This window comes from Haloarcula rubripromontorii (assembly GCF_001280425.1).
GTDB lineage: Archaea > Halobacteriota > Halobacteria > Halobacteriales > Haloarculaceae > Haloarcula > Haloarcula rubripromontorii.
Genome location: NZ_LIUF01000002.1, coordinates 374,928 through 398,412 on the forward strand (window position 1 = coordinate 374,928; position 23,485 = coordinate 398,412).

A 23,485-nucleotide genomic window follows, 5' to 3' on the forward strand; every position below is an offset into this window, starting at 1 on the left:
TCAAACATCGTCTCTCGGCACGAGGCGGTAGACGGCCAGTGGCGTGTGCCTTACTCCGTCGCGCCCGGCGTTTCAGTTCGAACCTGCGACCGAATCCGTTCGAACGTCGCCTGCGAGAGGATGCCGGTGACGCTGTCCACTGAGAGGGTATTGATGAGACCAGCCGGCGGGCCAGTGACCAGCAGCGCGCCCGCCTGCGAAACGGAATCGGCCACAGTGAGACCGAAGTCTGCTGTCGCGCGCTCTTCGAAGGAATTGATAGCGTCTTCGGCGAGGTTCTCCTGTGCGGTGCGGTATTCCGCCTGTGCCTCGCTTCGTGTGAGATTCCCCGCCTGGAGTGCAGACTGAATCTCCTGCTGTCGTTCCTGCAACTGCGTCTGGTCCGGTTCGACCACGACAGTCACGGTCGCGGAGTCCGCGTCCGCACTCTGGCGTTGTGACCCTGTCTCCGTGGCCGTTCCGTCGCTGTCGCCACCCTGAAGCGCGTTACAGCCGGCGAGTGACACTGTCGCGCTCGCTCCGGCGAGTTCCATGAATCGGCGGCGTGTGGACTCAAATTCCATTATCGACTAGCACGGGCCCCGCGGTGTAACCCTTCTGATAGCCGGAGACGGGTTCTCGGCTTTGGCAAACACGGCTCTGGTCCCGGGCGACGCAGCCCTGAGAGACGAAAGACAGTGGTGTCTGTGGCCCAATGCTGCATCAACAGCGCGCATGGTGGGACAGGAGTCGGGCGACACGCTGGATGCCCCGCGGCGAGACGCGATTCCAACGCTTGAGAGCGATGCATCCGGCACAGTCGTCTGGCATCGTGAGCACCTTCGGATTCGCGATCAGGCCGCGGTAGCGAGGGCTGCGGCGTCCGAGTACGTACTCCCGCTGTTCGTGTTCGACCCGGCGTTCTACGGCGCGGACGGTCTCGCCTGTGACAGCCGCATCCGGTTCCTGCACGACTGTCTGGTCGACCTCGCAGACCAGTATCACACCGCGACTGGTCGCGGACTTACCTACGCCCACGGGGACCCGGTGGACGTGCTGGGGCGGTTCCGCGAGGCTGGCTGGGACATCGTGACGATGGCCGTTCCGACCGGACGCTACGGTCGGGACCGGGACCGCCGCGTACGAGAACAGTGTGATGTGACTTTCGTCGACGGCGACGGCTTGGTCCGTGACCGAGCGGAGGCTCGCGACGGGTGGCAGGACGACGTGTCGGCGTGGTTCTCCGCTGACCAGTACGACTGGGACCCGAGCACGGTCACTTCACGGAGCTTCGACAGCGGTATCGACATCGACGCGGTCGAAGAACACTACGCAGTCACACCGTCGAAATCCGACGTTCCCCGCGGCGGGACCGGCCCGGCGCGCGAGCGGCTGTCGGCGTTCGTCGAGCGCATCGACGACTACCCGGGTAACATCTCCGCGCCGACGGACGCCCGAGACGGGACCAGCGGGCTTTCGGCGTATCTCGCCTTTGGCTGTCTCTCCGTGCGGCAGGTCATCCAGTACATCGACGAACACGCGCCCGACGGCCGCGGGAAAGAGATGTTCGTTTCGCGGCTGTTCTGGAACAAACACTACGAGCAGAAGCTCGAAGACTGGCCCGGCTGGCTCGACACGGCGGTGAATCCGGTGTTGGAGGGGTTCAACGCGGAGCAGTACGATCCCGATCTGGTGGCCGCCTGGAAGCACGGCCAGACCGGGTTCCCGATGGTCGACGCCTCGATGCGGTGTCTCAAGCAGACGGGCTGGCTCAACTTCCGGATGCGGGCAATGTGTGCGTCGGTGTATTACCATCTGCTCCAGCAGCCCTGGCGGATCGGCGCGGACTGGTTCTACCACCACCTCATCGACGCGTCTGCGGCGATCAACTACACTCAGTGGCAGTCCCAGTGCGGACTGGTCGGCAAGCCGGCCCTTCGGCTGTATAATCCCCGCAAGCAGGTCCGGGACCAGGACCCGGACGGCGAATTCATCCGCCGGTGGGTGCCCGAACTCGACGCGCTTCCCGACGAGTACCTCGACCGACCCGAGGGGACGCCGGTCCACGTGCAGGCGTCCTGTGGCGTCGATATCGGCGAGGACTACCCGCACCCGGTCGTCGACTACGACGCGGCCCGACAGGCGTTTCGCAGGCGGTACGAGTCAGTACGTGCCGACGCTGCCGACGCCCTGAGCGATCCGACTGTCGCACGCCGCGCCTCCTTCTCCGGCGGCCGCGAGGCCGCTGCACGTATCGCCGCGGAACACGGGACGGATGCGTCGAACGGCACCGGAAACGACGGGACTCAGACAAGCCTCGACGCCTTCGGCGACGAATAGGCTTGCAGCATCGTCTAGTGTTGCCAAAGGCCAAAGAGGCTAAGATGGTCGCCCACTCAGACATGGTCAATGGCGGAAGGTCCGGACGACACCGTCTTCGAGGATTGCAAGTACCTTACCGGGTCACCACAGCGGTTCGCGGTGCTGGCCCAGCTCCGGGAGCGTCCCGCACGACCCACCGACCTGTGTGATTCAGTGGATGCGACTCGAACCACAATCCAGCGGATACTCGCGGGGTTTTCCGAGCGCCAGTGGGTCGTCAAACGGGACGGTGAGTACCGACTTACCGTGACAGGACAGCGGGTGTTCGACCGGTACAGGGCGCTCGTCAGCGAGGTCGAGCAAGCCCGGGCGGCCGGTCCGCTGGCCGCCCACCTCGGACCTGTCGCGGCGGACCTGCCTGTGGACCTGCTGGAGCCTGACTGTCTCACGACGAGTTCCGAGCAGAATCCGCTGGCCGCGGTCAATCGGTTCACAGACTGGATACACGAAGTCGAGGGTGACGTTCGGGCCATCTCACCTATCGTAACGTCAGTGTTCAACGACGCCGCAGTGGAACTCCTCGAAACAGGGACGCATATCGAGTTCATTATCGACCACAGCGTGCTCGAACGGTCCGCGTCCGATTTCTCGGACGCACTGGAGCGTGGCCTCGAACACGAGAACATCACCACGTACGTCCACGACACCGCGCTTGATATCGGCCTCGCGCTGGACCGGTCGCGAGTCTGTCTGGCGGCCTACGACGACCGGAACAACGTCCGGGCGATAGCGGAATCCGACGTGACAGCGGTGTATCGCTGGGCCGAGACGGTGTTCGACCGATATATGGAGCGATCAGAACCGCTCGCAGCAGTCCTGCCTGTACAAGAAAACAATCCGTGACGGGCTGTATGAGGGCCGAAGGGAGCACTGGTCGGCGCTCCAGCACTCACTGGAGGGCGGGATAGCATACCCCCGACACGTAGTTTGGTCAGCGGGTGTCTATACTTATTCGCTGTAACTGTTTTGGGTACCAATACATGTTACAGGGTCTGTAACACCAAAGAAAGTTCATGCCGTCCGGGACCGTTTTGTGACAACGATAGCCGGTGTTTCTATATTTTCACGCAGAATGAAATAATAGCCGACAGTATAAGTGTGTGGCAATCGTTGACAGAAGTATGTCTCCGCCTGGACGGGAGATCCAGTACACTGAATCGGACGTTATCGAGGTGTTCAAACACCGAAACGATTACGCGGAGCCACTCACGGCATCAGAGGTAGCGGACAGACTCGGCTGTTCGCGCCGGACGGCACTGAACAAACTCCACGACCTCGAATCAGAGACGGATATCACGAGCAAGAAAGTCGGTGGACGGTCACGGGTGTGGTGGATCCCGGTCCGGGCAGACTGATATCGACTGGTGTAGATTGTGTCCGGATGGTGTCGGTCTCGGAGTCGACACGTACCGGTGCACCGCTACGAAGGAGCAGGACCGTCATGACGGTTCGATTTCGGAGTGACGCCGGGGCCGCGTCCCAACGTACACACTGCAGCCCTACCGAGTGTTGGGCAAGTCGTGTCGGCGCTGTCTCGAGCTTTATTTACGCGAGACTGTCAGAAATCCCATTGCTGGGCGCGCTCGCGGGCCTCTGAACGCGCCTGCTGCTTGATAGCCTCGATTTTCTCGGTATCGTCAAGGAACGCTTCGACGGCACTCTGTTCGGCGGTTCCGTCCTCGACTGTTGCCGCATCGTCGTCCGCTACCGACAGTCGCTCGTCGGGGGCCGCCCGTCGGGTACTGTCGGCCAGCGCCGGGTCGCCGCCCAACCGTTCGGCGGGCATCCCGGGCGGGACTCGGAGGTCGGCCGCCTCGTGGGCCGATTCGAGGTCGGCAGCGTCGAGCGCGTATAACGAGACGTGGTACGGCCCGGGGATAGCGAGGTCAGCGAGCGCCGGCGGGCCACCGCGGTCTGTCCCGGTGTGGTAGACCAGCACGGGGACACCGTCGGTAAACGTGATGACGCCCCGCCCATTGCCGTCAAGCAAGAGCGTCTCTTGAGACTCAAAGACGGCGTAGCCGGTCAGCTCGCGGTCGAGCACGTCAGCGAGCGTGTCCCGCGGGTCCGTGACGACGCGGGACTTGTCGAGTCGGCCGCGGGGGAGTTTCATAGTGACTCAGGGATGACGGCGCTCTGGAACCGGTCGGCGGCGTCGGCGGCTGTCCCGTTCTGGACTGTGAGCGCCTCGGCGGCCGCCCGATAGGCCGTTGCGGCCTCGCATTCGGGAGCGTGTGCAAGGAGCGGCCGTCCAGCACGGCGTGCCTCGCGGGCTCGCTCGCTCTCAGGAACCGACGCGAGCGTCGGCCCGTCGAAGTACCGCTCAGTCTTCTCCGAAACCTGCTCGATAGACTCTGACGCACGAACTTTGTTGAACAGGAGCCCCGCTACGTCCGTGTCGTAGGTCGTCGCGTACTCCTGGACCTTTAGCCCGTCCGAGATGGCGGGGATCGTCGGCTGGAGGACGACCACGATACGGTCGGCCAGCACGATCGGAAGGACGGCGGTTCGGCTGTCGAGCGCCGGCGGCGAGTCCAGCAGGATGATGTCTGTGTCTTCTGCAAGTGTCGCAACCACGTCTCGGAGCCGGGCCGGGTCGGCGTCCCTGAAGCCGTCGAGGCTCGTGCCACAGGGAACGACCGTCAGCCCGAACCGGTCGTAGGTGGCTGCCTCGACCGGTGCGTCAGCAGCTAGTACGTCGTGCAGCGTCGTCTCGGCATCGGAGAGTCCGGCGTGAAAGAGGAGATTTGCCATTCCCGTGTCTGCGTCGACGACGGTCACGTCATAGCGGTCGGACAGCGCCATCCCGAGGGCGACGGTGCTCGTCGTCTTGCCAGTCCCGCCCTTCCCACTGGCGACCGCGAACACTTCGACCATTAGGGGAATATTGCGTGCTAGCTGTATATAAATTTCCGGAAATTAAGAGAGTATCAAACACTCATCGGTCCGGCAGTCCGAACGGTCCCAGGTCGACGTGGTCGCGGATGAGCCCAGCCGCTCGTTCGTACGGGTCGCTGTCGGCTCGTTCGGTTGCCTCTGGCAGGGCGATACCAGCACTCTCGAAGGTGTTTCGCACAAAGGCATCTCTGGCAGTGTCGTTGACGAAGAGGTCGTGGAGGTATGTTCCCAGAACGCTGTCGGTCGCCGCTCCGTCGCCGTCGAACGGGTGGGCTACCGTATCCGTCAGTGTCGAGTCGCCCATATGGATCTCGTAGCCCTCGACGGTCCCGCCCGCCCCGGAGAGCGGGCCGACACCATTCAGTTCCCGCCGGACGTGTTCGACGGTCTTCGCCTCGCTGAATTCTGTTGTCACCGGGAGCAACCCAAGCCCCTCGACGCGGTCCGCGTCGCCGGTCCCCTCGACCGCGGCGTTCGTGATCGCTTCGCCGAGCATCTGGTAGCCGCCACAGAGGCCGACAACGGGTCCGTCGAACGCCCGGAGCCGGTCCCCGAATCCAGTGTCGGTAAGCGCTCGCAGATCATCGACCGTGTTCTTACTCCCCGGCAGAACCACCGCGTCGGCGTCATCGAGGGCGGCACCGGGTGGAACGTACGCGACTCTGACGCCGGGTTCGCGGGCGAGCGGCTGGAGGTCGGTGAAGTTCGAGATACGCGGGAGTCGCGGGACCGCAACGGTGACGCTTTCGTCGTCAGCAACGCCGTCACCGTCGCCGACGACGGCTCGCTCGCCGACCGGCGGCAGCGCGACGCTGTCCTCCTCAGGGAGGCCCGGGTCGTCGTAGGGAATCACGCCGACGACGGGGACGCCGGTCCGGTCCTCGAACTCGTCGATGCCCGGGTCCAGCAGCGAGCGGTCACCGCGGAACTTCGTGATGACCGCGCCGGCCACCTGGTCCCGGATGTCCTCGGGGACGAGTTCGAGCGTCCCGACGAGCGAGGCGAAGACGCCGCCGCGCTCGATGTCGGCGACCAACAGCACGTCGGCGTCGGCGAAGCGGGCCGTCTCGACGTTCGCCAGGTCGCGGTCGTGGAGGTTTATCTCGGCGATGGAGCCGGCCCCCTCGGCAACAATCACGTCGTGAGCCTGTGCGAGCCGGTCGTGGGCCGCGCGGGCGGTCTCCAGCGCGTCATCCCAGTGGTCGTCGTAGTAGCCCCGGGCCTCGAAGTGCCCGACCGCCTCGCCGTCCAGCACGAGCTGTGACTCGCCGTCGCCCCGCGGTTTCAACAGCACCGGGTTGTGGTCGGTCGACGGCGCGACGCCGGCTGCACGGGCCTGAACGTACTGCGAGACGCCGACCTCGCCGCCCGGCGTCGCCCGGGCGTTGTTGCTCATGTTCTGGGCCTTGAACGGCGCGACCGAAACAGCACGGTCGGCCAGATAGCGACAGAGCCCGGCCGCGACGGTCGACTTGCCGACGTGGCTGGCCGTCCCGGCGACCAGCAGCGTGTGGGCCATCAGACAGTGCTGGGAGTCGAACACACTGGTGTCTTTCGTTCAGACGGCTAAACTGATATCAATTTAATGATGGGTACTTAAGCGAATCCAGGTTAGCAGTTCACGCGAAATTCAACGTGAAACGGTTTAACCAAAACAAGTAAACCCTATCAGGTTAAGTCAGCGAGTATGGCGGAACGATGGTGCGTCATCGTCGGCGATGTCATCGGGTCGCGGTCGGTCACAGACAGAGAGGCGTTGCGGGCGTCGCTTAAGCAGGGCGTGTCACGAGCGACTGACGCACTTGCCGACCAGACGGTTGCGCCGTTCTCGGTGTTGAAAGGAGTTGACGAAGTCGGGGGGGTCATCAGAAACCCCGGACATGCTTACCGCGCTATCCGGGAACTCACCGAGTCGATACACCCGACTGCGATTCGGTTTGCCGTTGTCCATGGAGAAGTTGACGTGGGGACGACAGCGAGCGAGGTTTCAGAGATGGACGGTCCCGCGTTCCACAAAGCCGATACATTGCTAGCTGACCTCACGGAGAACGGTCGGGCCGTCGCGCTACATGACCCTGCCGTGAAGTCTTGGTTGCTTTCACTGCTTGCCGACCAGATACACCTGCTGTCTGCGTGGAAACAGGAATGGACGCCACACCAGGCGTCAACCGTTCGTGAGTACCGCGAAAGAAAGAGTATGCAAGCGTTGGCTGACGACCGAGACGTATCGATTCAGGCCGTCTCACAGACGCTTTCGCGGGCAAAGGCGGAGATGGTTCTCTCGACCGAAGCAAATCTCGAAGCGGCCATGACGGAAGTATGGGAATGAGTCCTGCGGGTTGGCGGACACCAGTCTCAGCCGTAGTCACGGTCGGTGCTGTTCTTGGTCTCGTCTGGGCGACCGGTGATTTCACCGCGTCTGTATCGTTTCGCTCAGCGGTCGTACTCGGTGCCGGGTACGCTCTGTTGCTGTCGACAAGTGGGGCCATGGTCTCCGGCGCTCTCAAATACGCCGGTGCCGATGTGAGTGAAGAAGAAGCGGATACGGGACGTGCGGTCGGGAAAGTGGAGAACGTTCTGATACTCACGTTGACGCTACTCGGCGCGTACACCGCACTGGGGCCGGTGTTCACCGCGAAGTCAATCGTCCGCTGGCAAGGCATCTCCAGTGGGAACACAACGTATTATCTCACGGGGAGCATCGCCAACGTGACGTACTCGCTAGTCTTTGGCGTCTGTCTCGACTATCTGCTCGGAACCATCTAGAACTCTGTGCCTTTCCGCGCGCCCTGCCCGGCGTCGATGGGGTGTTTCTCCTTGCTGACCTCCGTGATGAGGTCCGCGTGGTCGGTCAGGAACTCCGGCCGCTCGTGGCCGCCCGTCAGCACGAGTTCGAGGTCGACGGGCTTGGATTCGACGAGTTCGATCACGTCCGCCGGGTCGACGAGGCCACGGTTCGCGGCGTACAGGATTTCGTCGAGGACGAGCATGTTGACGCCCTTCTCTGGCGGCCCGTCGGCAGCCAGCGGCTCCGAGAGGTCAGCGTCGGCGCTGGCCTGAATAATCTCCCGTGCCCGGTCGAGCGCGCCTTTCGCGCGGGCCTCGTGTTCGTCGTCCTCGCTGCCGTCGAGGAAGCCGTGCCAGCCGTAGTGGCCGGCGTTCTCGTAGGAGAAGCCCGGAAGCGCCGCGATAGCGTTGTACTCGCCGCGCACGTCCTCGACGGTGCTGGTCCCGCCTTTCATGAACTGCAGGAGGTGGACGCGGTAGCCGTGGCCGACGGCGCGGGTCGCCATCCCCAGCGCCGCCGTCGTTTTCCCTTTCCCGTCGCCCCACCAGATCTGCACCAGGCCGAACTCCTCCGGCACGCTCGGCTCGATTGGTTCGGCGGTCGGGCCGGCCGTGTTGTCGGTCATGCCTGTCTGTTCGACGGGATTCTGTTTAGCCGTTTGGAATGGGGGACCGTCGTGTGATACACTCCGCTCTCACGGCTCGACGACCTCGGTATCCCGGTCGGTAACGACGCCGTACTCCGCGCCGTCGACGGTCGGCAGGGCGTCGTCCCCGTAGCGGGCGGCCAGACCCGCCCTGATAGCGTCGCGGACACAGACGCGGGTAGCGGCCCCGATCTCGGTCGCACTCCCGGCGAACGACGCACGCTCAGCGCCCGGAACACAGCCGACGATGGCCGCGTCCGATGTGGTTCCGGGCACGTCCGCCGCATCCAGCAGCGTCGCGGCCTTCGCCTCAACGGCGCTGGCGAGCAGCGTCGCCAGCGCGCCGTCGTCCAGTTCGCGCTCGACCCCGACGACGAGATTGACCGTCCCGGGTCGCCAGTCGGGACGGTCCGCCGGATTCGACGCGCGCCCGCCGAAGCCGTCCGCTGTCCCCGCTGTCGACATCGGCAACGCGGCGGGGTTCGAGAGGCCCGCTGTCGCCAGCACCGACACCGGCCCGCTCCGGGCACAGCGGGCGTGTTCCATGTGGACGCCGGTGAGCAGTGCCGGGCCGACGGCGAAGCCGGCCCCCGACAGCCGCTCGGCGCGGTAGGCGGCGAGGTCGGTTCGATCGAACCCCTCGGGGACGGTGACGTTGTAGACGGCGTCCGCGGTCCGGTAGCCGCCGTCCCACGCCGTCGAAAGCCAGCGGGCACCCTCGCGTCGAATCTGACAGACGCCGTCCCGAACGGTCGTTTCAAACATCCAGCGCGTCCAGCAGCAGGTCGTTTTCTTCGGGCGCTCTGACAGCGACGCGAATGTGCGAGTCCAGCCCGCGAAACGTCCGGGCGTCCCGGAATGCGATACCAGCCTCACGGGCCGAGGCAAGGATATCATCAACGGACGCGTCGGCGTCGCTGACCGACAGCAGCAGGAACGGCGCATCAGAACGGAACACGTCGAACCGTGCGTTTAGCCGCTCCCGCATCCGCGCTCGCTCGCGCTCGACACGGGCTTTCGTCTCCGCGACGAACTCCGTCTGCCGGTAGCAGTGCGCGCCGACAGCGGCTGCCGCGGCGCTCATCGACCAGGCGCGCCGGGCCGTCGCGAGGCGGTCGCGCTCGTCCCCGGTCCCGACGGCGTACCCCATCCGGATGCCGGGAAGGCCGAACAGTTTCGTTAGCGAGCGCGCGACGACCACGCCCTCGCGACCGGCTAGCGACGGCTCGTCGGTAAAGCCGAGGAACGCCTCGTCGACGAGCAGCGTCGTCCCGGCCGCGCGACAGCGGTCGGCGAAGTTCCGAAGCGCCGCCGGGTCGGCCGCCTCGCCGGTCGGATTGTTCGGATTGCAGACGACGGCGAGCGCGTGGCTCGCCGGGTCGGCGGCAAGCAGTTCGTCGTGCGGGACGAACTCGGGCGTCGCGCCCTGCAGGCGCACCTCGCGGGCGTACTCGCCGAAGCTCGGATACGGAAGCAGGACGCTGTCGCCCGCCCGGGCCGTCGTCTGGATCGCGAGGCGTATCGCTTCGAGGCCGCCGGCCGTGGGTATCACCTGCGATGGCTCGCAGTCGACGAACGCCGCCGCAGCCTCGCGGAACTCGGGGTAGTCGTCGGCCGGGTACGAGCGGGCCGCCTCGAACGCCGCCCGGTACGCCTTCTCTGCGCCCGGTGGGACCCGGGGATTCGTGTTCGCGCTGAAATCCAGCACGTCCGGGTCGTCGCTGCTGCCGTGTGGCACGCGCCCGTCCGGACCGATGGCATCCTCGGGTCCGTCGCCGCCACTCGCCCGCACGCCCTCGACCGAGTCAGGGTCCATTGACAGAGGTTACGGCGGGCGATGTGGAGAAAGTTTCGCGGTGACCCGGCCGGTCAGTCCGGGCCGTCGACGCCGTGGAACTCGAACCGCGCGCCCCCGCTCGCGCTTTCGGCCACGGTGACCGCCCAGTCGTGTGCTTCGGCGATCTCTCGGACGATGGCGAGGCCGAACCCGGTCCCGCTCTCGGCGGTCGAATAGCCGCTCCGGAACACCTTCTCCCGCTCGTCGTCTGGGATGCCGGACCCATCGTCCTCGACGTAAAAGCCCGTCCCGTCGTCGAGCGTCCCGACCGTGACAGTGATTCCACCCGCGGCGGTTTGGGAGGTGCCGGAGACCATCGATCCGTTCGAGTCCGGCGTCAGGTCGCCGTCCTCTGGCTCCGGCGGCGGGGCCGTCGATCCGTGTTCGACGCTGTCATCGGCCGCCGACCGACTGTTCGCGGAACCGTGTTCCACACTGTTTCGGACGAGGTTTTCGAACAGTTGCTGGAGGCGGGTCGGGTCCGCCATGACCGTCCCCTCGATGTCGGTTTCAAGCGTCGCGTCGCCGGTCCGGACGCTCCGCCAGGCCTGTTCGACCGCATTCTCGACGGTAATCGGTTGGACGTCAGTGACCGCCTCGCCCTGCCGAGCCAGCGCCAGGAGGTCGTCGATGAGTTCCTGCATGCGGTCCAGCGACCGCTCGATGGCTTCGAGGTGCTCTGCCGACGGGTCTTCTTTTGCGAGCCGTAGCCGCCCCCGTGCCACGTCCAGCGGGTTCCGGAGGTCGTGGGAGACGATGCTGGCGAACTCGTCGAGGCGCTCCTTCTGGCGCTCGACGTGGGCCTTGTACTCGGCGCGTTCGGTGATGTCGGTGGCGACGCCACAGAGTCCGGTGACGTTCCCCTCGGCGTCGTATATCGGGTTCTTGAGCGTGAGGAAGGTCCGCGTCCCGTGGGGCGTCGGGACCTCCTCCTCCCGCTCGATGGACTCGCCGGTCTCGATTACCTCCCGGTCGTCGGCGCGTATCTGCCGGGCGATTTCGTCCGGAAACAGTTCCGCGTCGGTCTTCCCGACCACGTCCATGGCCCCGTCGACGAGCACCTCGCGGAACCGCTCGTTTATCCGCTGGTACCGCCCGTCGCTGTCTTTCAGGAACACGAGCGCGGTCGTGGTTTCGAGAATCGTCTGGAGCTGTCGGTTCGTCCTGGCAAGCACCTCCTCGCGCTCCTTGCGGGCCGAGATGTCCCGGCCGATGGCGGCCGTCCGTCGCTCCCCTTCGGGCGTCTCGACCCGGCCGAAGACGAACTCGTAGGGGACGGGGTCGCCTCCGTCGTCTACCAGCGGGACCCCCATCGTGGTGTCGCCCGCCCGACACGCCTCCCTGATGGTCTCGCGGTCCTCGGGCCGGAAGAACGCGACCCCGTCCATCGAGGCCAGCTCCTCGCTGTCGTAGCCCGTCGCGCGTTCGAGCGACTCGTTCCAGCGCCGGACCCGGCCGCGCTCGTCCAGCAGGAAGAACACGTCGTCGACGGCGTCGAAGATGTCGTCGGTGAACTCCTTGTACCGACTGAGCGTTCGCTCCCGCTCCCTGAGTGCCTGCGTCGCCTGTTTCTGTTCAGTGATGTCCAGCGTCGCCCCGCGGATGATGTCCGTCCGGTCGTCGGGCTGTTCCGAGATAACGCGGAGCCAGCGCTCCTCGCCCTCCCCGGTGACGATGCGGTACTCCTGTGTGAGGCCCTCGCCTTCCTCGATGAGCCGCTCCGTCTCGGCGGCGACGCGGTCGCGGTCGTCCGGGTGGACGAAACTAAGCACCTCGTCCGGGGTCATGGCGTCCCGGGGCGGTATCCCGAATATCTCGAAGAGCTGGTCGGTCCACGTCGCCTCGTAGGGCGGCTCGGCGATGTCGAGTTCCCACCCACCCACGTCCGCAATCTGCTGGGCGTGCCGGAGCAGGTCCGTCTTCCGTTCGAGCTCCGCTTCCTGTCGCTTCTGGTCGGTGATATCGACCATCGCGCCGCGGCACTTGTCGAACTCGCCGCCCTCCTCGACGGGGACGCCGATGGACCGGACCCACCGCGTCTCACCGTGCGGGGTCTCGATTCTGGCTTCGAGGTCGAACGGCTCCCCCTCGGTCAACAGCGCCGACAGGGCGTCCTCGACCCGCTCGCGGTCGTCCGGGTGGAGCAACTCCCCCGTCTGCTCGACCGGGATCTGCTCGTCGGGGTCGAGGCCGTGCAGGCGGTAGAACCCCGCCGTGGGGGTCCCCTCGTAGGGCGGGCCGTCGGAAACGTCGATTTCCCAGCCGCCGACAGAGGCGAGCTGTTCGGTCTGTGCGAGCAGGTCGCGCGTCCGTTCGAGGGTCTCGGCGCGCTCCCGTTTCGCCGTCACGTCGTGACCCGACGCGACGAGCGAGACGATGTCGCCCTCGTCGTCCCTGACCGGCCGGATGTACCCGTGGTAGCTGAACTGTGCCGGCCCGGCGGTGGTGTGGTCGATGTCCACTTCGACGTACTCGCCGTCGGCAGCGCGCTCGACCCACTCCTCGACTTCGGTCGAGTGGCCCTCGGGCCACCACGACAGTTCCCAGAAAGGCTGTCCGACGACCGCCTCGCGCGGTGCGTCGACCGCCTCGAGCGCCGTCTGGTTCGCCTTGCGGACCGTCCCGTCTGGATTGAGGACGCCGACCAGCGTCTGTGGGTCCTCGAAGACGGCCTCGAACCGCCGTTCGCTCCGCTCGCGCTCCCGGCGGGCGCGCCGCCGCTCGACGGCGTTCCGGACGCGGTTCGCCAGAATCGTGTACTGTTCCGTGCCCCCGTCTTTCTGCAGGTAGTCCGTGACGCCCGCCGTGATGGCCTCGCTGGCGACGGCCTCGCTGCCCTTCCCGGTGAAGAGAACGAACGGCAGGTCCGGATAGCGGTCCCGGACGGCGTCGAAAAGCTCCAGACCGTTTCGCTCGGGCATCTCGTAATCGCTGACGACGCAGTCGATGCTGTCGTCGAGACGGTCCAGACCGTCGTCGGGGCTCGTCGCCGTCACGACCGTGAGGTCGTCAGCCACCCGTTCGAGATACTCGGCCGTCATCTCGGCGAACCCCGCTGCGTCGTCGACGTGGAGCACACGGATGTTGTCGGCCATTACCGCACACAACGTTCCCCGGAATCATATTTGCTTGCCAACACGATGCCGCTCGACCGCACCGGAGCGTCCTGTCACGCGGCGACCGGCGGTCACAGCCACCGTTCCGCGACGCGGGCGTCGGCGAGCGTGTTGACGTTGACCGCGACCCGTCGGTCCCGCGTGAGCCAGGCGTCGTCGGGGCCGTCGCCGACGACGTTGACGCCCGTCGGCGCGACCTCCCGGCCACCGTCTTCGAACGTCGTGTCGTCGCTCACGCCGAGCCCGCGTTTCAGCGAGGCCGGGACCAGGACCGTCAGCGAGCCGCCGTCGTGTGCGTTGAGTACGCGGTCAACGATTTCGCCGTCGAGCAGCGGCAGGTCCGCGGCGACGGTCAGGGCCGGCCGCGAGAGCCGGTCGTCGGCCAGCGCCGCGTCGAGGTCCGCGACGTACCCCTCGCCCGGCGTCTCGATACAGGGGACGTCGAGATGAGCCTGCGTGTCCGGCGCGTTCGGCGACGTCGCGGCGACGATTCGTCCGACCGAACTCTCCCGGAGCGCACCGACGACCCGGTCGACCATCGGGACGCCGCCGACCCGGAAGAGCGGCTTCTCGGTCTCGGCGTCGAGCCGCGTCCCGCGCCCGCCACACATCACGAGAGCGTCCACGCGAGCACCCCCCAGTCCCCGAGCGGCGTGCCGAACAGTGACCACGCGGCGACGCCGACGTGGAGGGCGACGGCGCGCGTGAGTTCGTTGGCCGCCCCGAAGGCGTCGCCGCCGATACCACCCAGTCGGCGGTCGGCCCACCCCGAGAGGGCGACGGCGAGTAGCGGGCCGGTGAGCACCGCGACAGCGGTCGCCGGAACGGCGACGGCGGCGACCGGGAGCGTGACGGCGAGCGAGGCGAGAAGCCGGCGGGGGTCGTTCCCGTCAATCACCGCTGACCCGAACCCGTCGTGGCTCGGCCGGCCGACGCAGGCCAGCGTCGCCATCGAGAGCTTCGCCCCCACCTCGGCGGAAAGGACCAGCGCGACGGCGACCAGCGGCGGGAGCCCGGCCGCCGCCAGCGCGGCCAGCGCGAGCGCCAGTAGGACCGTCCCCAGCGCGAGGACGGCCCCGACGCCGACAGTCGTGTCCCGCATCACGTCGCGGCGCTCCGCCGGGTCGCCGTGGACGACGGCGGCGTCCCCGAGGTCCGCGAGCCCGTCGGCGTGGTTGACGCCGGTGACGAGGACGACGCTCCCGAGATACGCCGCGGCGATTACCGGGGCCGGGAGCAGGCCGGTGGCGAGGAACGGGACCGCGACGAGGCCGCCGACGACGTAGCCCGCCAGCGGGAACGCCGCCGGCGTCCCGACGAAGGCGTCCCACGCTCGTTCGGTGTGGCCCACCGGAAGCCGCGAGAGGAATCCCAGCGCCCCCCGGACCGCGGTCAGAACCACGCGTACACCCCCAGCCCGGCAAGCAGGTACGCCGCCGCTCCGGCGACGCCGATTCGGGTCACGCTGCGCCGGGCCGTCGCCACGTCGGGGAGCCTCCCAGCGGGGTTCAGCACGTACACGCCCGGCTTTTCGAGTCGAACGCCAAGCGCCGCGGCGGTGGTCCCCATCGGCCACCCGGAGTTCGGCGAGGGGACGCCGTCCAGCCAGGCCCGGGCGCGGGCCACCGACCGCGGCGACCCGCAGGCGAGCGCGAGCAGGAGCGCGCTCACTCGGGCCGGGAGCCACATCGCGGCGTCGTCGAGCCGCGCCGCGGGCGTTCCGACCCGCTTCGACCGGTAGCCCAGCATCGAGTCCATCGTGTTGACGGCCTTGACCCACGCCGCCGCGCCAGCGGCGACGGGAAGCGACGGCAGGCCCAGGCCCCCGGCGACGAGTCCGCCTAGGACGAACGCGGCGAGCGACGCGACGAGGCCGTCGGCGAGGTTCTCCGACGCGCTCTCGACGGCGGCGCTGCGGACCTCGCCCGCGGAGAGTGCGCTGGCGTCGCGGCCAGCGAGGGCAAGCAACCCCTCACGAGCGGTCGGGAGGTCGCCCTCGGTGTCCGCGATAACGCCACGGGCGGTCGAGAGGAGACTGCGAAGGCTCGTGGTCAGAAACAGCACGAGGCCGGCGAGCGCGACGGCCGCTAGCGGCCCGATGCTCCCGGCGAGCGCGACGCTACCGCCGACGATAGCGGCGGCTCCGAGCGGCAACGCCACTGCGGCCAGCCCCCCGACCGCCAGCGGGTGGTCCCACTCGCGGTCGACGGTCCAGACGACTCGCCCGAACCACGCGACGGGGTGAATCCGGGTCGGCGGCTCGCCGACGGCGAGTTCCAGCCCGGCGGCGACGGCCACGGCCAGCGCGCTCAGCACAGGTCGCCCTCCCGTAGCTGCTGGGCTATCGCCGGCAGCGAGCGGTCCTCCAGCAGTACCGACTGCGCGCCCGCACGGCCCGCGCCGCCGTCCGTCCGGGCGTCGTCGCCGACGTGGACGAGGTCGGCGAGCGCCACGCCGAGCGCGTCGGCGGTCTCCTCGAAGATGGTCGGGTGGGGCTTCCGCCAGCCGCAGTCGACGCTGGCGACAACGGCGTCGAAGGAGTGCCCGCTCTGAGTCTCGATGTCAGCCCGTGCGATTGTTCGCTCGACCAGCCCCGGGACGCTGCAGTTCGAACAGACGGCGACCGGCCCCCGCCGCGCTGCGGCGTCCACCGCCTCGATGGCCCCGTTGCGGACCGCTACCGGGCTGTCGAACGCGTCGAGGACGGCATCGGTCGCCGTCTCCGCGGCGACCTCGACCCCGCGGCTGGCGAGCGCCAGCCGAACGTGCTCGTCCAGCGGGGCTTCCCGGCCGCGGTCGTACTCCCGGTGGGCCGAGCGGTAGGCGTCTTCCCAGTCGTCCGGGACCCGGACCGACCGGGCTGTAAGCGACTCCGCGACGGCGTCCCACGGCTCCGACGGCCGGTCCGCCGTCACGAGCGTCCCGAACAGGTCGAACGAGAGTGCCACACCTGTGTGGTTAGTGCAAGCTCACTTGAACGGTGGGGATGGGGTCAGAGAGCGTCCGTGCGATGCGGTACTGCTGTCGGGGCGTTTTGGTGTTCAGGATCCAGCCGCCCCAGCCGAACCCGGCTGTAGCGCGACAGTCACGACGGAGCTGGCTTGCGTCATTCCAAACCGTTTATACCCAAACAGGGGTAATCCGGCGGTATGGCAAGAGAGCAGACCGAAGTTCGAGAGCTCGACGAAGGAAGCTACGTCATGATTGAGGACACGCCGTGTAAGATCAACTCCTACAGCACGGCCAAGCCGGGCAAGCACGGCAGCGCCAAGGCTCGAATCGACGCCAAGGGCGTCTTCGACGGCAAGAAGCGCTCGCTGTCCCAGCCTGTCGACGCGAAGGTCTGGGTCCCGATTGTCAACCGGAAGCAGGGGCAGGTCGTCTCCACGGACGGCAACGACGCGCAGGTGATGGACCTCGACACCTACGACACGTTCACGATGCGTGTCCCCGAAGACATCGACCTCCAGCCTGACGACGAGATCGAGTACCTCCAGTACGAAGAGCAGCGCAAGATCACACGCTCGTAACGATGCTGCCCGGTGCGGGGGCCGACCGCGAGGCGGCCGACTACGCGCTCGTCGGTGCGCCGCTGGACGCCTCGACCTCGTTTCGCCCCGGCGCGCGGTTCGGGCCACGTCGCGTCCGCCAGTTCGGTCAGCAGTTCGACGATTACGACCACCGCACCGACCAGCACTTCACTGACTGTTCCGTCTACGACCACGGCGACATCGGTCCCACGGCCGACGTCGCCGAGTACCTCACCTACCTCCAGGGAACCCTCTCAGATTTCAACAGCGAGGGGGCCGTCCCGCTCATTGTCGGCGGCGAACACACTGTCTCAGTCGCCGGTGTACGTGCGCTCGATCCGGACGTGTTCGTCTGTCTGGATGCGCATCTGGACCTGCGCGAGTCCTACGCCGGTGACGAGAACTCCCACGCGACGGTGACCCGTCACGCGCTCTCGGTGGCCGACGAGGCAATCGTGCTGGGCGCACGCACCGGCTCCGAGGCCGAGTGGGACCGGGCGAACGAGGCCGACGTGACCGTGGTGCCGCCGGAAGACGTGGCCGACTGGACGCCTGCGTTCGACGACGAGCGAGTGTATCTCTCCGTCGACATCGACGCCGCCGACCCCGGGTTCGCGCCCGGAACTGGGACGCCGGAGCCGTTCGGCCTCGAACCGCGCGAGATGCACGACGTGGTCCGGGCCGTCGCACCGCAGGCCGTCGGCTTCGATGTGGTTGAGGTCAACGACCGCGACGACGGCCAGACAGCGACACTGGCCGCAAAACTCCTTCGGGCGTTCGTGTTTGCCAACGCGGACCAGCGCTAACCCGGAATATATCCGGGCCCATGCCCGCCGTCCGCGTCAGCAGACAACTCGTTCGATATCCAGCGGAGACGCTCGCCGAACAACCGCGTCGACCGGGTCCGCGACGGCCGAGAGATTGTCCGAGTCGCCATCGAGTACCAGTAGTGCGGCCCGGCGGCCGGGTTCGATGACACCACAGTCGAGGCCAACTGCTTCGGCTCCGGCGGTCGTCGCCATCTGAAGCACCGTCCGCGAGGGGAGGTCGAACGTCTTCGCGGTGTACTCCATCTCACGGAACATAGATGGGGCATTCAGCATCACGTTGTCCGTCCCGAGCGCTACGTCCGTGTACTCCAGCAGCGTCTCAATCGGCGGCCGGCCGACCCCGAGGACGCGGTTCGCACGGGGACAGACCGCGATGGGAACGTTCTCGTCGGCCACACGCTCGAGGTGCTCCGCCTCGGCATGGACCATGTGGACCAGCAGGTCCGGCTCCAGATCTAGTGCCGGGTGGATATCGGTGGCGTCCGGTTCGCCGGCGTGGATCGCGAACGGGACTGACCGCTCCGAAGCAGCAGCCCGCTGAGCGGTGAAATCGTCGTCATTCGCGCCACTGGCACCGAACCCGTCGGCCACATCCAGCACCGCGGAGTCGTCGCTCCCGAAGATGAACGGCTCGATATCGAGTCCCTCCGCGGCCTTGCGGAGCGCACGTGCCCCGTCGACGCCGAACTCCCGAAAGTCGAGAAACCCCGCGCTGCCGGTTCGCTGCATGAACCGAAGCGTGCGGTGCATCGCGGTAATCAGCGTCTCGTCGTCGGCCGCTGCGATCTGCTGGTGTTTCAGGCTGTCGGGCGGTACCACCGCCTCCTCCAGTCCAAGACCGACGGCCGCCTCCTTCGCAACGGAGTCGCCAACGTGGGTGTGAGCGTTTACGAATGCTGGCAGAACAATGCGGTCGTGGTCGCTTTCGCGGGCCGGCGTCTCCTCGACAGCTGTGATGTACCCGTCTTCGACGACAACGCTCCCGTGGACTGGTTCGAACGACCGCCCGGCAAGGATAGTGCCTTCGATTCGCTCCATGCGATAGCGAGGTGGCGGAGCTATATGTGTCTCATGGAGGCTCTGCTCTGCTCGCCGTGAGCCACGGTACACTGATACGCCCAGAGCCGGACAGCTCGGGTATGTGTAGCGGTACCACAGTTCCCGAGAGCCGTGCGCTGTCGCCAGACGACTGGCCGCATCCGGCTGAACGCCGGTACGCGGACGCCCAGGCCCGCCTCGCCGACCACTACGACCTCGACGTTGAGTCACGAGTGACAGAGACGGAGGCAGCGGGTCGTGTTCACTACCTCGTCGGCGGGGACCCGGATGGCGACCCAGTCTTTCTGCTCCACGGCGTCGGAACGCCGGCGGCGACGTGGCTGCCGCTGTTCCCCTCGCTCACCGACGAGTACCGCGTGTACGCTCCCGACCGACCCGGACTCGGCCTTTCGGCCGCGCCGAGCTACAGGAACCGGGACCTCCGGTCGTTTTTTGTGGCGTACCTGCTGGAGCTGCTCGATGCGCTCGCTATCGACCGGCCCCACGTAGTCGGCAACTCCCACGGCGGCCTCCAGTCGTTCCTGCTCGCCCTCGACCACGACCGCGTGGACCGACTGCAACTGGTCGGTGCGCCGGGCGGCGTCTCGCGGGACTTTCCGCTCCTGTTTCGCCTGCTGACGGTTCGCGGTCTCAACAGAGTCCTGCTGTGGCTGCTTACCCGCGGCGACCCGGTGGAAAACGCGAGGCAGTCGATGCAGCGGGTCAATGTCGTCGACACCGCAGCGATACCGGGCGTGTTCTACGAACTGCTCGCCGCCGGCCAAGGTCTACCTGGGCGTCGGGAAAGCCAGCAGTCGCTGGCGACTGTACAGGGGTCGTACGGCCGCGCTCACCCCCTCTTTGACATCCGGAACGAAATTGTGCGAATAGACCGTCCGACGCAGTTCGTCTGGGGCACGGAGGACGCCTTCTGGTCACCAACCGTGGGCCGTCCTGTCGCCGAAAAGATGCCAAACGCCGCGTTCCACGAACTTCCGGGACACGGCCATACGCCGTGGCTGGAGCCCAGTGCCGAAGTCGCAGAACTGGTTCGTGCGTTCTGCGATGGACGAGAATATACAAAATAATACAGTGTAAACACCGGTCCACCCCCAGTCTTGTTTCGATTGCCATTCGCTAGTTGCCCGGCATCCGATACACCAAGCAGTCTTTTAGTAAACAGGCAATCTCTGTTGCGAGCATGGACCAGCTATCGTCGTGTTACTTCTGTGGCGGCGCCCTTGACGTTTCGCTCTCCGAATATCCGGTTATCCCGAAATCGCTGGATCCGGGCACTGAACAGCAGGGAACTGTCGTTCTCTGCTCGACGTGCCGGGAGAAGCTCGCAACTATCGTCGAACCGGCCGTCGAGGCAGCGAAGGCAGACGCCCGCGAGACAGCGGACCCGGCTGGCGATGCTGAGGCCGCCGAGCCACCGGGACTGCTGGACGAGTCTGGAACGCAGACGACCGGCGAACAGGCGACCACTGACGGCGTGGTCGAGCCGACCGATGACGGTTCGCTGCTGGGTGCCGACAGCGCGAGTTCGGCAGGACAGGAACAGTCGTCGCAGTCGGCTGAGACGGCGGCCGCGGCTACGGAATCGGATGCGACGGACACGGTTCCGCCGAACAGCACGGACACGCAAACAGCGGAGTCGGCTGAGTCGGATGACACACCGGCTACCACTGAAACCCGAGACACTGATCGCGGTACAGACAGCGACGACAGCCCCTCGCTGACGAAACTGGAGTACAACAAAGTGATGCGCTTGCTCCAGAACCGCGAGATGCCCGTCGACAGAGCGGAGATCCGCGAAGTCGCGGTCAACGCCTACGACATCGACGGTGAGCAGTTCGACGCCATCATCGATGCCGCGGTGGAGCGGGACCTCATCGGGCAGGACAAGGGCCGACTGGTCGAATCGGACGGGTAGCCAGACGCGGTAAAGAAAAGCATACCATTGGCCGTCTCGAAGCCCGCGCTATGAACGCAGGAGACATCGCAGCACGTCTCGACGATAGACTCGACATCGAGGCCTACACCGACATCGACGCCAGTCCGAACGGCCTGCAGGTCGGGCCGGCGACCCACCCGGTCGAGCACGTCGCCTTCGCGGTCGATGCGGCCGTCGAGACCATCGACCGCGCCGCCGAGGCGGGCGCTGACCTCCTCGTAACGCACCACGGCATCGTCTGGGGCGGGATGGAGCGCGTGACGGACACCAACTACCGCCGTGTCGCACCGCTGATCGACAACGACCTGGCGCTGTACGTCGCTCATCTCCCGCTGGACGGGCATCAGTCGCTTGGTAACGCCGCCGGTGTTGCTGACTTGCTGGACCTCGATACCCGTGCCCCGTTCGGGGCGATGGGTGGCGAACATATTGGCCAGCAAGGGACCCTTGCAGAGCCACAGACAGTCTCCGAACTCGCAGAATCCCTCGAAGGAAATATAGACACTGGTGGGCAGTCAGTTCAGGTTCTGGACTTCGGTCCGTCGACTGTCGAGGATGTCGCCATCGTCACCGGCAGCGGCGTCGACTGGCTGCAGGAGGCCGTCGAGGCGGACGCTGACGTACTCGTCACTGGCGAGGGGAAACAGAAGGCCTTCCACGAGGCGCGCGAGCAGGGAATCCACGTCATTCTCGCCGGCCATTACGCGACGGAGACGTTCGGCGTCCAGTCGCTCCAGACCGTCGCCGAGGACTGGGGGCTGGAGACGACCTACATCGACTGCCCGACCGGCCTCTGAGGCGATGGCCAATTCTGTTTCGTACGAGGGTATCAAATCGGATGCGGACCTTATCGCTTGGTCGCGGGCGTACTGTCAGCGAGTTCGCCGCGAGTATGGTGTTTCCGTTCGGTTCGATCTCGTCGACTGGGACGTGTCCCACCGGGCCAAGCGCCGAGCCGCTGCGGTCAAGCGACCGAAGCTGGACGACGCCGCCGTCGGCGAGCGGTACGACTGGGGCAGTCTCGACGGGAGCGACGGCCGCCCGCTCCGGTGTACGGTATCGCTGACCTGGGACGCGTTTTCGGCCTTTGACAGGGACACCTGGGAGATGACGCTGCGTCACGAACTCATCCACGTCGAACAGTACCAGCGCGACGGGACGACTGACCACGGGCACGCGTTTCGAGAACGGGCCGACCAGCTCGACACCGACGTTCACTGTCCAGCCTTCACCGACCCGAAGTACGTCCTCATCTGCGGGGCGTGTGGCTGTCTCGTCGCCCGCCGCTATCAAGACTGCAAGCTTGTCGAGCAACGCCAGCAGTACCGCTCTGACTGCTGTGGGGCCTCGCTGAAGCTGGGCTGACTACAGCAGGAACCTGATGGCCCAGAGAACGCCCATCCCGGTCACCATTGTCGCGAACACGTCCTCGGTCTGCCAGGCGACACCGGCCGCGAGCGCGCCAGCGACGAACTTGTCCGCGGCGAAACCGGTGGCATCGAGGGTCACGAACGACGGGAGGACGAGGGCAGCGAGAACGGCAGCGGGGACGAACCGCAATACCCGTTCGACGACCGGCGGAATCTCGTCGAGCCGACCGAACAGCGCGATAAAGGAGAGCCGACAGGCGTACGTCAACACGCCGATGACAGCGATTACGCCGGCGATCTCAACCGGGCCGTAGTTAGTCGCCATCAGTTCCTCCCGTGGCGGATTCCGTGAGAACGCCAGCAGTGATACCAACGCCGGACGCGACGAGCAGTCCGAGATTGAGCGGAAGCCCAGCGCCGACGACAGCGATGGCTCCACCGACGACAGCGGCAACGCCGGTCGCCGCGTCTTCGATTGCCGGAACCAATATCGCGAGGAAGACAAGCGGGATCGCGAATTCGAGGCCCCAGGCGTCGGGGACGCCAGTGCCGAGCAGCGCTCCGACAACGGTCGTGACCTGCCACACGGCCCAGAGCGTCACGGCGACGCCGAGGTAGTACCACTTCCGGTCCGCCTCGCTGTCGGACCGGTAGTTGGCGACCGACAGCGCGTACGCCTGGTCGGTCAGCACGTAGGCGAGCACCGCTTTCCACCGGCTGGTGAAATCGCGAAAGTACGGCGCGATGGATGCCGAGTACATCAGCAATCGGAGGTTGATGACGACGGCCGTTGCGACAACTACCGTCAGCGGCGCGTTCTGTCCCAGCAGTTCCAGCGCCGCGAGCTGTGATGCGCCAGCAAAGACGACCACCGATAGCCCGACTGCGGCTGGCAGTCCGAGTCCGGCGTTGACCGTCGCGATACCGGCAACGAGGCCAAACGGGATAATCCCCAGTAGAAGTGGCGCAACATCCCGAACGCCGCGCCTGAACGCAGTGGTATCCATAGCTTGCTATCCAACGCAGGGGTGTCTAAGCCCTCCGTTTCAGCCGCGGCATGTGACGACAAATCAACACATAATCCGGCCCCGCCGTGGCGAACCACGACGTTGAA

26 protein-coding genes are annotated in these 23,485 nt (G+C 66.5%); 11 read left to right on the forward strand and 15 right to left on the reverse strand.

Annotated features, from left to right (window positions below; all coding sequences use genetic code 11):
* Positions 1 to 50: 50 nt before the first annotated feature.
* Positions 51 to 563, reverse strand: coding sequence for a hypothetical protein (locus tag AMS69_RS07145; RefSeq protein ID WP_053967386.1), 513 nt, complete (start codon positions 561 to 563; stop codon positions 51 to 53).
* Positions 564 to 714: 151 nt separating this feature from the next.
* Here AMS69_RS07145 and AMS69_RS07150 point away from each other — a divergent pair, with 151 nt between their 5' ends.
* The 3 genes from AMS69_RS07150 to AMS69_RS07160 all read left to right on the forward strand — a co-directional run bounded on the left by AMS69_RS07150 (position 715) and on the right by AMS69_RS07160 (position 3,716).
* Positions 715 to 2,319 (forward strand): cryptochrome/deoxyribodipyrimidine photo-lyase family protein, encoded by a 1,605-nt coding sequence (locus AMS69_RS07150; protein ID WP_053967387.1) that lies wholly within the window; start codon positions 715 to 717, stop codon positions 2,317 to 2,319.
* A gap of 69 nt (positions 2,320 to 2,388) precedes the next feature.
* The gene (locus AMS69_RS07155) at positions 2,389 to 3,204 is read left to right on the forward strand and encodes a helix-turn-helix transcriptional regulator (RefSeq protein WP_053967388.1); all 816 of its coding nucleotides are present in this window, start codon (positions 2,389 to 2,391) and stop codon (positions 3,202 to 3,204) included.
* A 278-nt stretch (positions 3,205 to 3,482) separates the two neighbouring features.
* Positions 3,483 to 3,716 carry an HTH domain-containing protein gene (locus AMS69_RS07160; RefSeq protein ID WP_004515058.1) on the forward strand — a complete coding sequence of 78 codons (234 nt, stop codon included), beginning with the start codon at positions 3,483 to 3,485 and terminating at the stop codon, positions 3,714 to 3,716.
* Between the two features lie 203 nt (positions 3,717 to 3,919).
* Here the strand turns inward: AMS69_RS07160 and AMS69_RS07165 are convergent, their stop codons facing one another.
* The 3 genes from AMS69_RS07165 to AMS69_RS07175 all read right to left on the reverse strand — a co-directional run bounded on the left by AMS69_RS07165 (position 3,920) and on the right by AMS69_RS07175 (position 6,778).
* Entirely contained in the window at positions 3,920 to 4,474 is a 555-nt protein-coding gene (locus AMS69_RS07165) for a hypothetical protein (protein ID WP_053967389.1), read from the reverse strand.
* On the reverse strand, positions 4,471 to 5,238 hold the full coding sequence (locus AMS69_RS07170; RefSeq protein WP_053967390.1) for a nucleotide-binding protein: 768 nt from the start codon (positions 5,236 to 5,238) through the stop codon (positions 4,471 to 4,473). The genes AMS69_RS07165 and AMS69_RS07170 overlap by 4 nt, the downstream gene beginning before the upstream one ends.
* A gap of 61 nt (positions 5,239 to 5,299) precedes the next feature.
* Positions 5,300 to 6,778, reverse strand: coding sequence for a cobyric acid synthase (locus AMS69_RS07175; protein WP_053967851.1), 1,479 nt, complete (start codon positions 6,776 to 6,778; stop codon positions 5,300 to 5,302).
* A 168-nt stretch (positions 6,779 to 6,946) separates the two neighbouring features.
* On the opposite strand from AMS69_RS07175, the gene AMS69_RS07180 reads away from it, so the two are divergent.
* The gene (locus AMS69_RS07180; RefSeq protein ID WP_053967391.1) at positions 6,947 to 7,588 is read left to right on the forward strand and encodes a SatD family protein; all 642 of its coding nucleotides are present in this window, start codon (positions 6,947 to 6,949) and stop codon (positions 7,586 to 7,588) included.
* Positions 7,585 to 8,025, forward strand: coding sequence for a hypothetical protein (locus tag AMS69_RS07185; RefSeq protein WP_053967392.1), 441 nt, complete (start codon positions 7,585 to 7,587; stop codon positions 8,023 to 8,025). The genes AMS69_RS07180 and AMS69_RS07185 overlap by 4 nt, the downstream gene beginning before the upstream one ends.
* On the opposite strand, the gene AMS69_RS07190 is transcribed toward AMS69_RS07185, so the two are convergent.
* The 8 genes from AMS69_RS07190 to AMS69_RS07225 all read right to left on the reverse strand — a co-directional run bounded on the left by AMS69_RS07190 (position 8,022) and on the right by AMS69_RS07225 (position 16,594).
* Positions 8,022 to 8,672: a cob(I)yrinic acid a,c-diamide adenosyltransferase gene (locus tag AMS69_RS07190; RefSeq protein ID WP_053967393.1), complete on the reverse strand. Its 651-nt coding sequence runs from the start codon at positions 8,670 to 8,672 to the stop codon at positions 8,022 to 8,024. The two genes, AMS69_RS07185 and AMS69_RS07190, sit on opposite strands and share 4 nt — an antisense overlap.
* Before the next feature lie 69 nt (positions 8,673 to 8,741).
* Positions 8,742 to 9,458, reverse strand: a complete 717-nt coding sequence (locus AMS69_RS07195; RefSeq protein WP_053967394.1) for an adenosylcobinamide amidohydrolase — start codon at positions 9,456 to 9,458, stop codon at positions 8,742 to 8,744.
* A complete protein-coding gene (cobD, locus tag AMS69_RS07200; RefSeq protein WP_053967395.1) occupies positions 9,451 to 10,509 on the reverse strand; it encodes a threonine-phosphate decarboxylase CobD in 1,059 nt (352 codons plus the stop codon). Before cobD ends, AMS69_RS07195 begins: the two co-directional genes overlap by 8 nt.
* A 53-nt stretch (positions 10,510 to 10,562) precedes the next feature.
* Complete coding sequence (locus AMS69_RS07205) at positions 10,563 to 13,625, reverse strand: PAS domain-containing protein (RefSeq protein ID WP_053967396.1); 3,063 nt, start codon at positions 13,623 to 13,625, stop codon at positions 10,563 to 10,565.
* Between the two features lie 92 nt (positions 13,626 to 13,717).
* On the reverse strand, positions 13,718 to 14,257 hold the full coding sequence (locus AMS69_RS07210) for an NTP transferase domain-containing protein (RefSeq protein ID WP_053967852.1): 540 nt from the start codon (positions 14,255 to 14,257) through the stop codon (positions 13,718 to 13,720).
* Positions 14,257 to 15,048: an adenosylcobinamide-GDP ribazoletransferase gene (cobS, locus tag AMS69_RS07215; RefSeq protein ID WP_053967397.1), complete on the reverse strand. Its 792-nt coding sequence runs from the start codon at positions 15,046 to 15,048 to the stop codon at positions 14,257 to 14,259. Before cobS ends, AMS69_RS07210 begins: the two co-directional genes overlap by 1 nt.
* On the reverse strand, positions 15,039 to 15,962 hold the full coding sequence (locus AMS69_RS07220) for a CobD/CbiB family cobalamin biosynthesis protein (protein WP_053967398.1): 924 nt from the start codon (positions 15,960 to 15,962) through the stop codon (positions 15,039 to 15,041). The genes cobS and AMS69_RS07220 overlap by 10 nt, the downstream gene beginning before the upstream one ends.
* On the reverse strand, positions 15,956 to 16,594 hold the full coding sequence (locus AMS69_RS07225; protein WP_053967399.1) for an HAD family hydrolase: 639 nt from the start codon (positions 16,592 to 16,594) through the stop codon (positions 15,956 to 15,958). The genes AMS69_RS07220 and AMS69_RS07225 overlap by 7 nt, the downstream gene beginning before the upstream one ends.
* 201 nt (positions 16,595 to 16,795) lie before the next feature.
* On the opposite strand from AMS69_RS07225, the gene AMS69_RS07230 reads away from it, so the two are divergent.
* On the forward strand, positions 16,796 to 17,176 hold the full coding sequence (locus tag AMS69_RS07230) for a translation initiation factor IF-5A (protein WP_004515075.1): 381 nt from the start codon (positions 16,796 to 16,798) through the stop codon (positions 17,174 to 17,176).
* A gap of 2 nt (positions 17,177 to 17,178) precedes the next feature.
* The gene (speB, locus tag AMS69_RS07235) at positions 17,179 to 17,982 is read left to right on the forward strand and encodes an agmatinase (RefSeq protein WP_053967400.1); all 804 of its coding nucleotides are present in this window, start codon (positions 17,179 to 17,181) and stop codon (positions 17,980 to 17,982) included.
* Positions 17,983 to 18,018: 36 nt separating this feature from the next.
* Here speB and AMS69_RS07240 read toward each other — a convergent pair whose 3' ends face one another.
* Positions 18,019 to 19,044: an amidohydrolase family protein gene (locus AMS69_RS07240; RefSeq protein WP_053967401.1), complete on the reverse strand. Its 1,026-nt coding sequence runs from the start codon at positions 19,042 to 19,044 to the stop codon at positions 18,019 to 18,021.
* A 101-nt stretch (positions 19,045 to 19,145) separates the two neighbouring features.
* On the opposite strand from AMS69_RS07240, the gene AMS69_RS07245 reads away from it, so the two are divergent.
* From AMS69_RS07245 to AMS69_RS07260, 4 genes are all read left to right on the forward strand, one after another.
* Positions 19,146 to 20,132, forward strand: coding sequence for an alpha/beta fold hydrolase (locus AMS69_RS07245; RefSeq protein ID WP_053967402.1), 987 nt, complete (start codon positions 19,146 to 19,148; stop codon positions 20,130 to 20,132).
* A 113-nt stretch (positions 20,133 to 20,245) separates the two neighbouring features.
* On the forward strand, positions 20,246 to 20,980 hold the full coding sequence (locus AMS69_RS07250; protein ID WP_053967403.1) for a hypothetical protein: 735 nt from the start codon (positions 20,246 to 20,248) through the stop codon (positions 20,978 to 20,980).
* A 50-nt stretch (positions 20,981 to 21,030) separates the two neighbouring features.
* Positions 21,031 to 21,798 carry a Nif3-like dinuclear metal center hexameric protein gene (locus AMS69_RS07255; RefSeq protein WP_053967404.1) on the forward strand — a complete coding sequence of 256 codons (768 nt, stop codon included), beginning with the start codon at positions 21,031 to 21,033 and terminating at the stop codon, positions 21,796 to 21,798.
* A 4-nt stretch (positions 21,799 to 21,802) separates the two neighbouring features.
* On the forward strand, positions 21,803 to 22,366 hold the full coding sequence (locus AMS69_RS07260) for a transcription elongation protein SprT (RefSeq protein ID WP_053967405.1): 564 nt from the start codon (positions 21,803 to 21,805) through the stop codon (positions 22,364 to 22,366).
* On the opposite strand, the gene AMS69_RS07265 is transcribed toward AMS69_RS07260, so the two are convergent.
* Together AMS69_RS07265 and AMS69_RS07270 are read right to left on the reverse strand one after the other, a co-directional pair.
* The gene (locus AMS69_RS07265; protein WP_053967406.1) at positions 22,367 to 22,696 is read right to left on the reverse strand and encodes an AzlD domain-containing protein; all 330 of its coding nucleotides are present in this window, start codon (positions 22,694 to 22,696) and stop codon (positions 22,367 to 22,369) included.
* Positions 22,686 to 23,378, reverse strand: coding sequence for an AzlC family ABC transporter permease (locus AMS69_RS07270; RefSeq protein WP_053967407.1), 693 nt, complete (start codon positions 23,376 to 23,378; stop codon positions 22,686 to 22,688). The genes AMS69_RS07265 and AMS69_RS07270 overlap by 11 nt, the downstream gene beginning before the upstream one ends.
* Positions 23,379 to 23,485 lie beyond the last annotated feature (107 nt).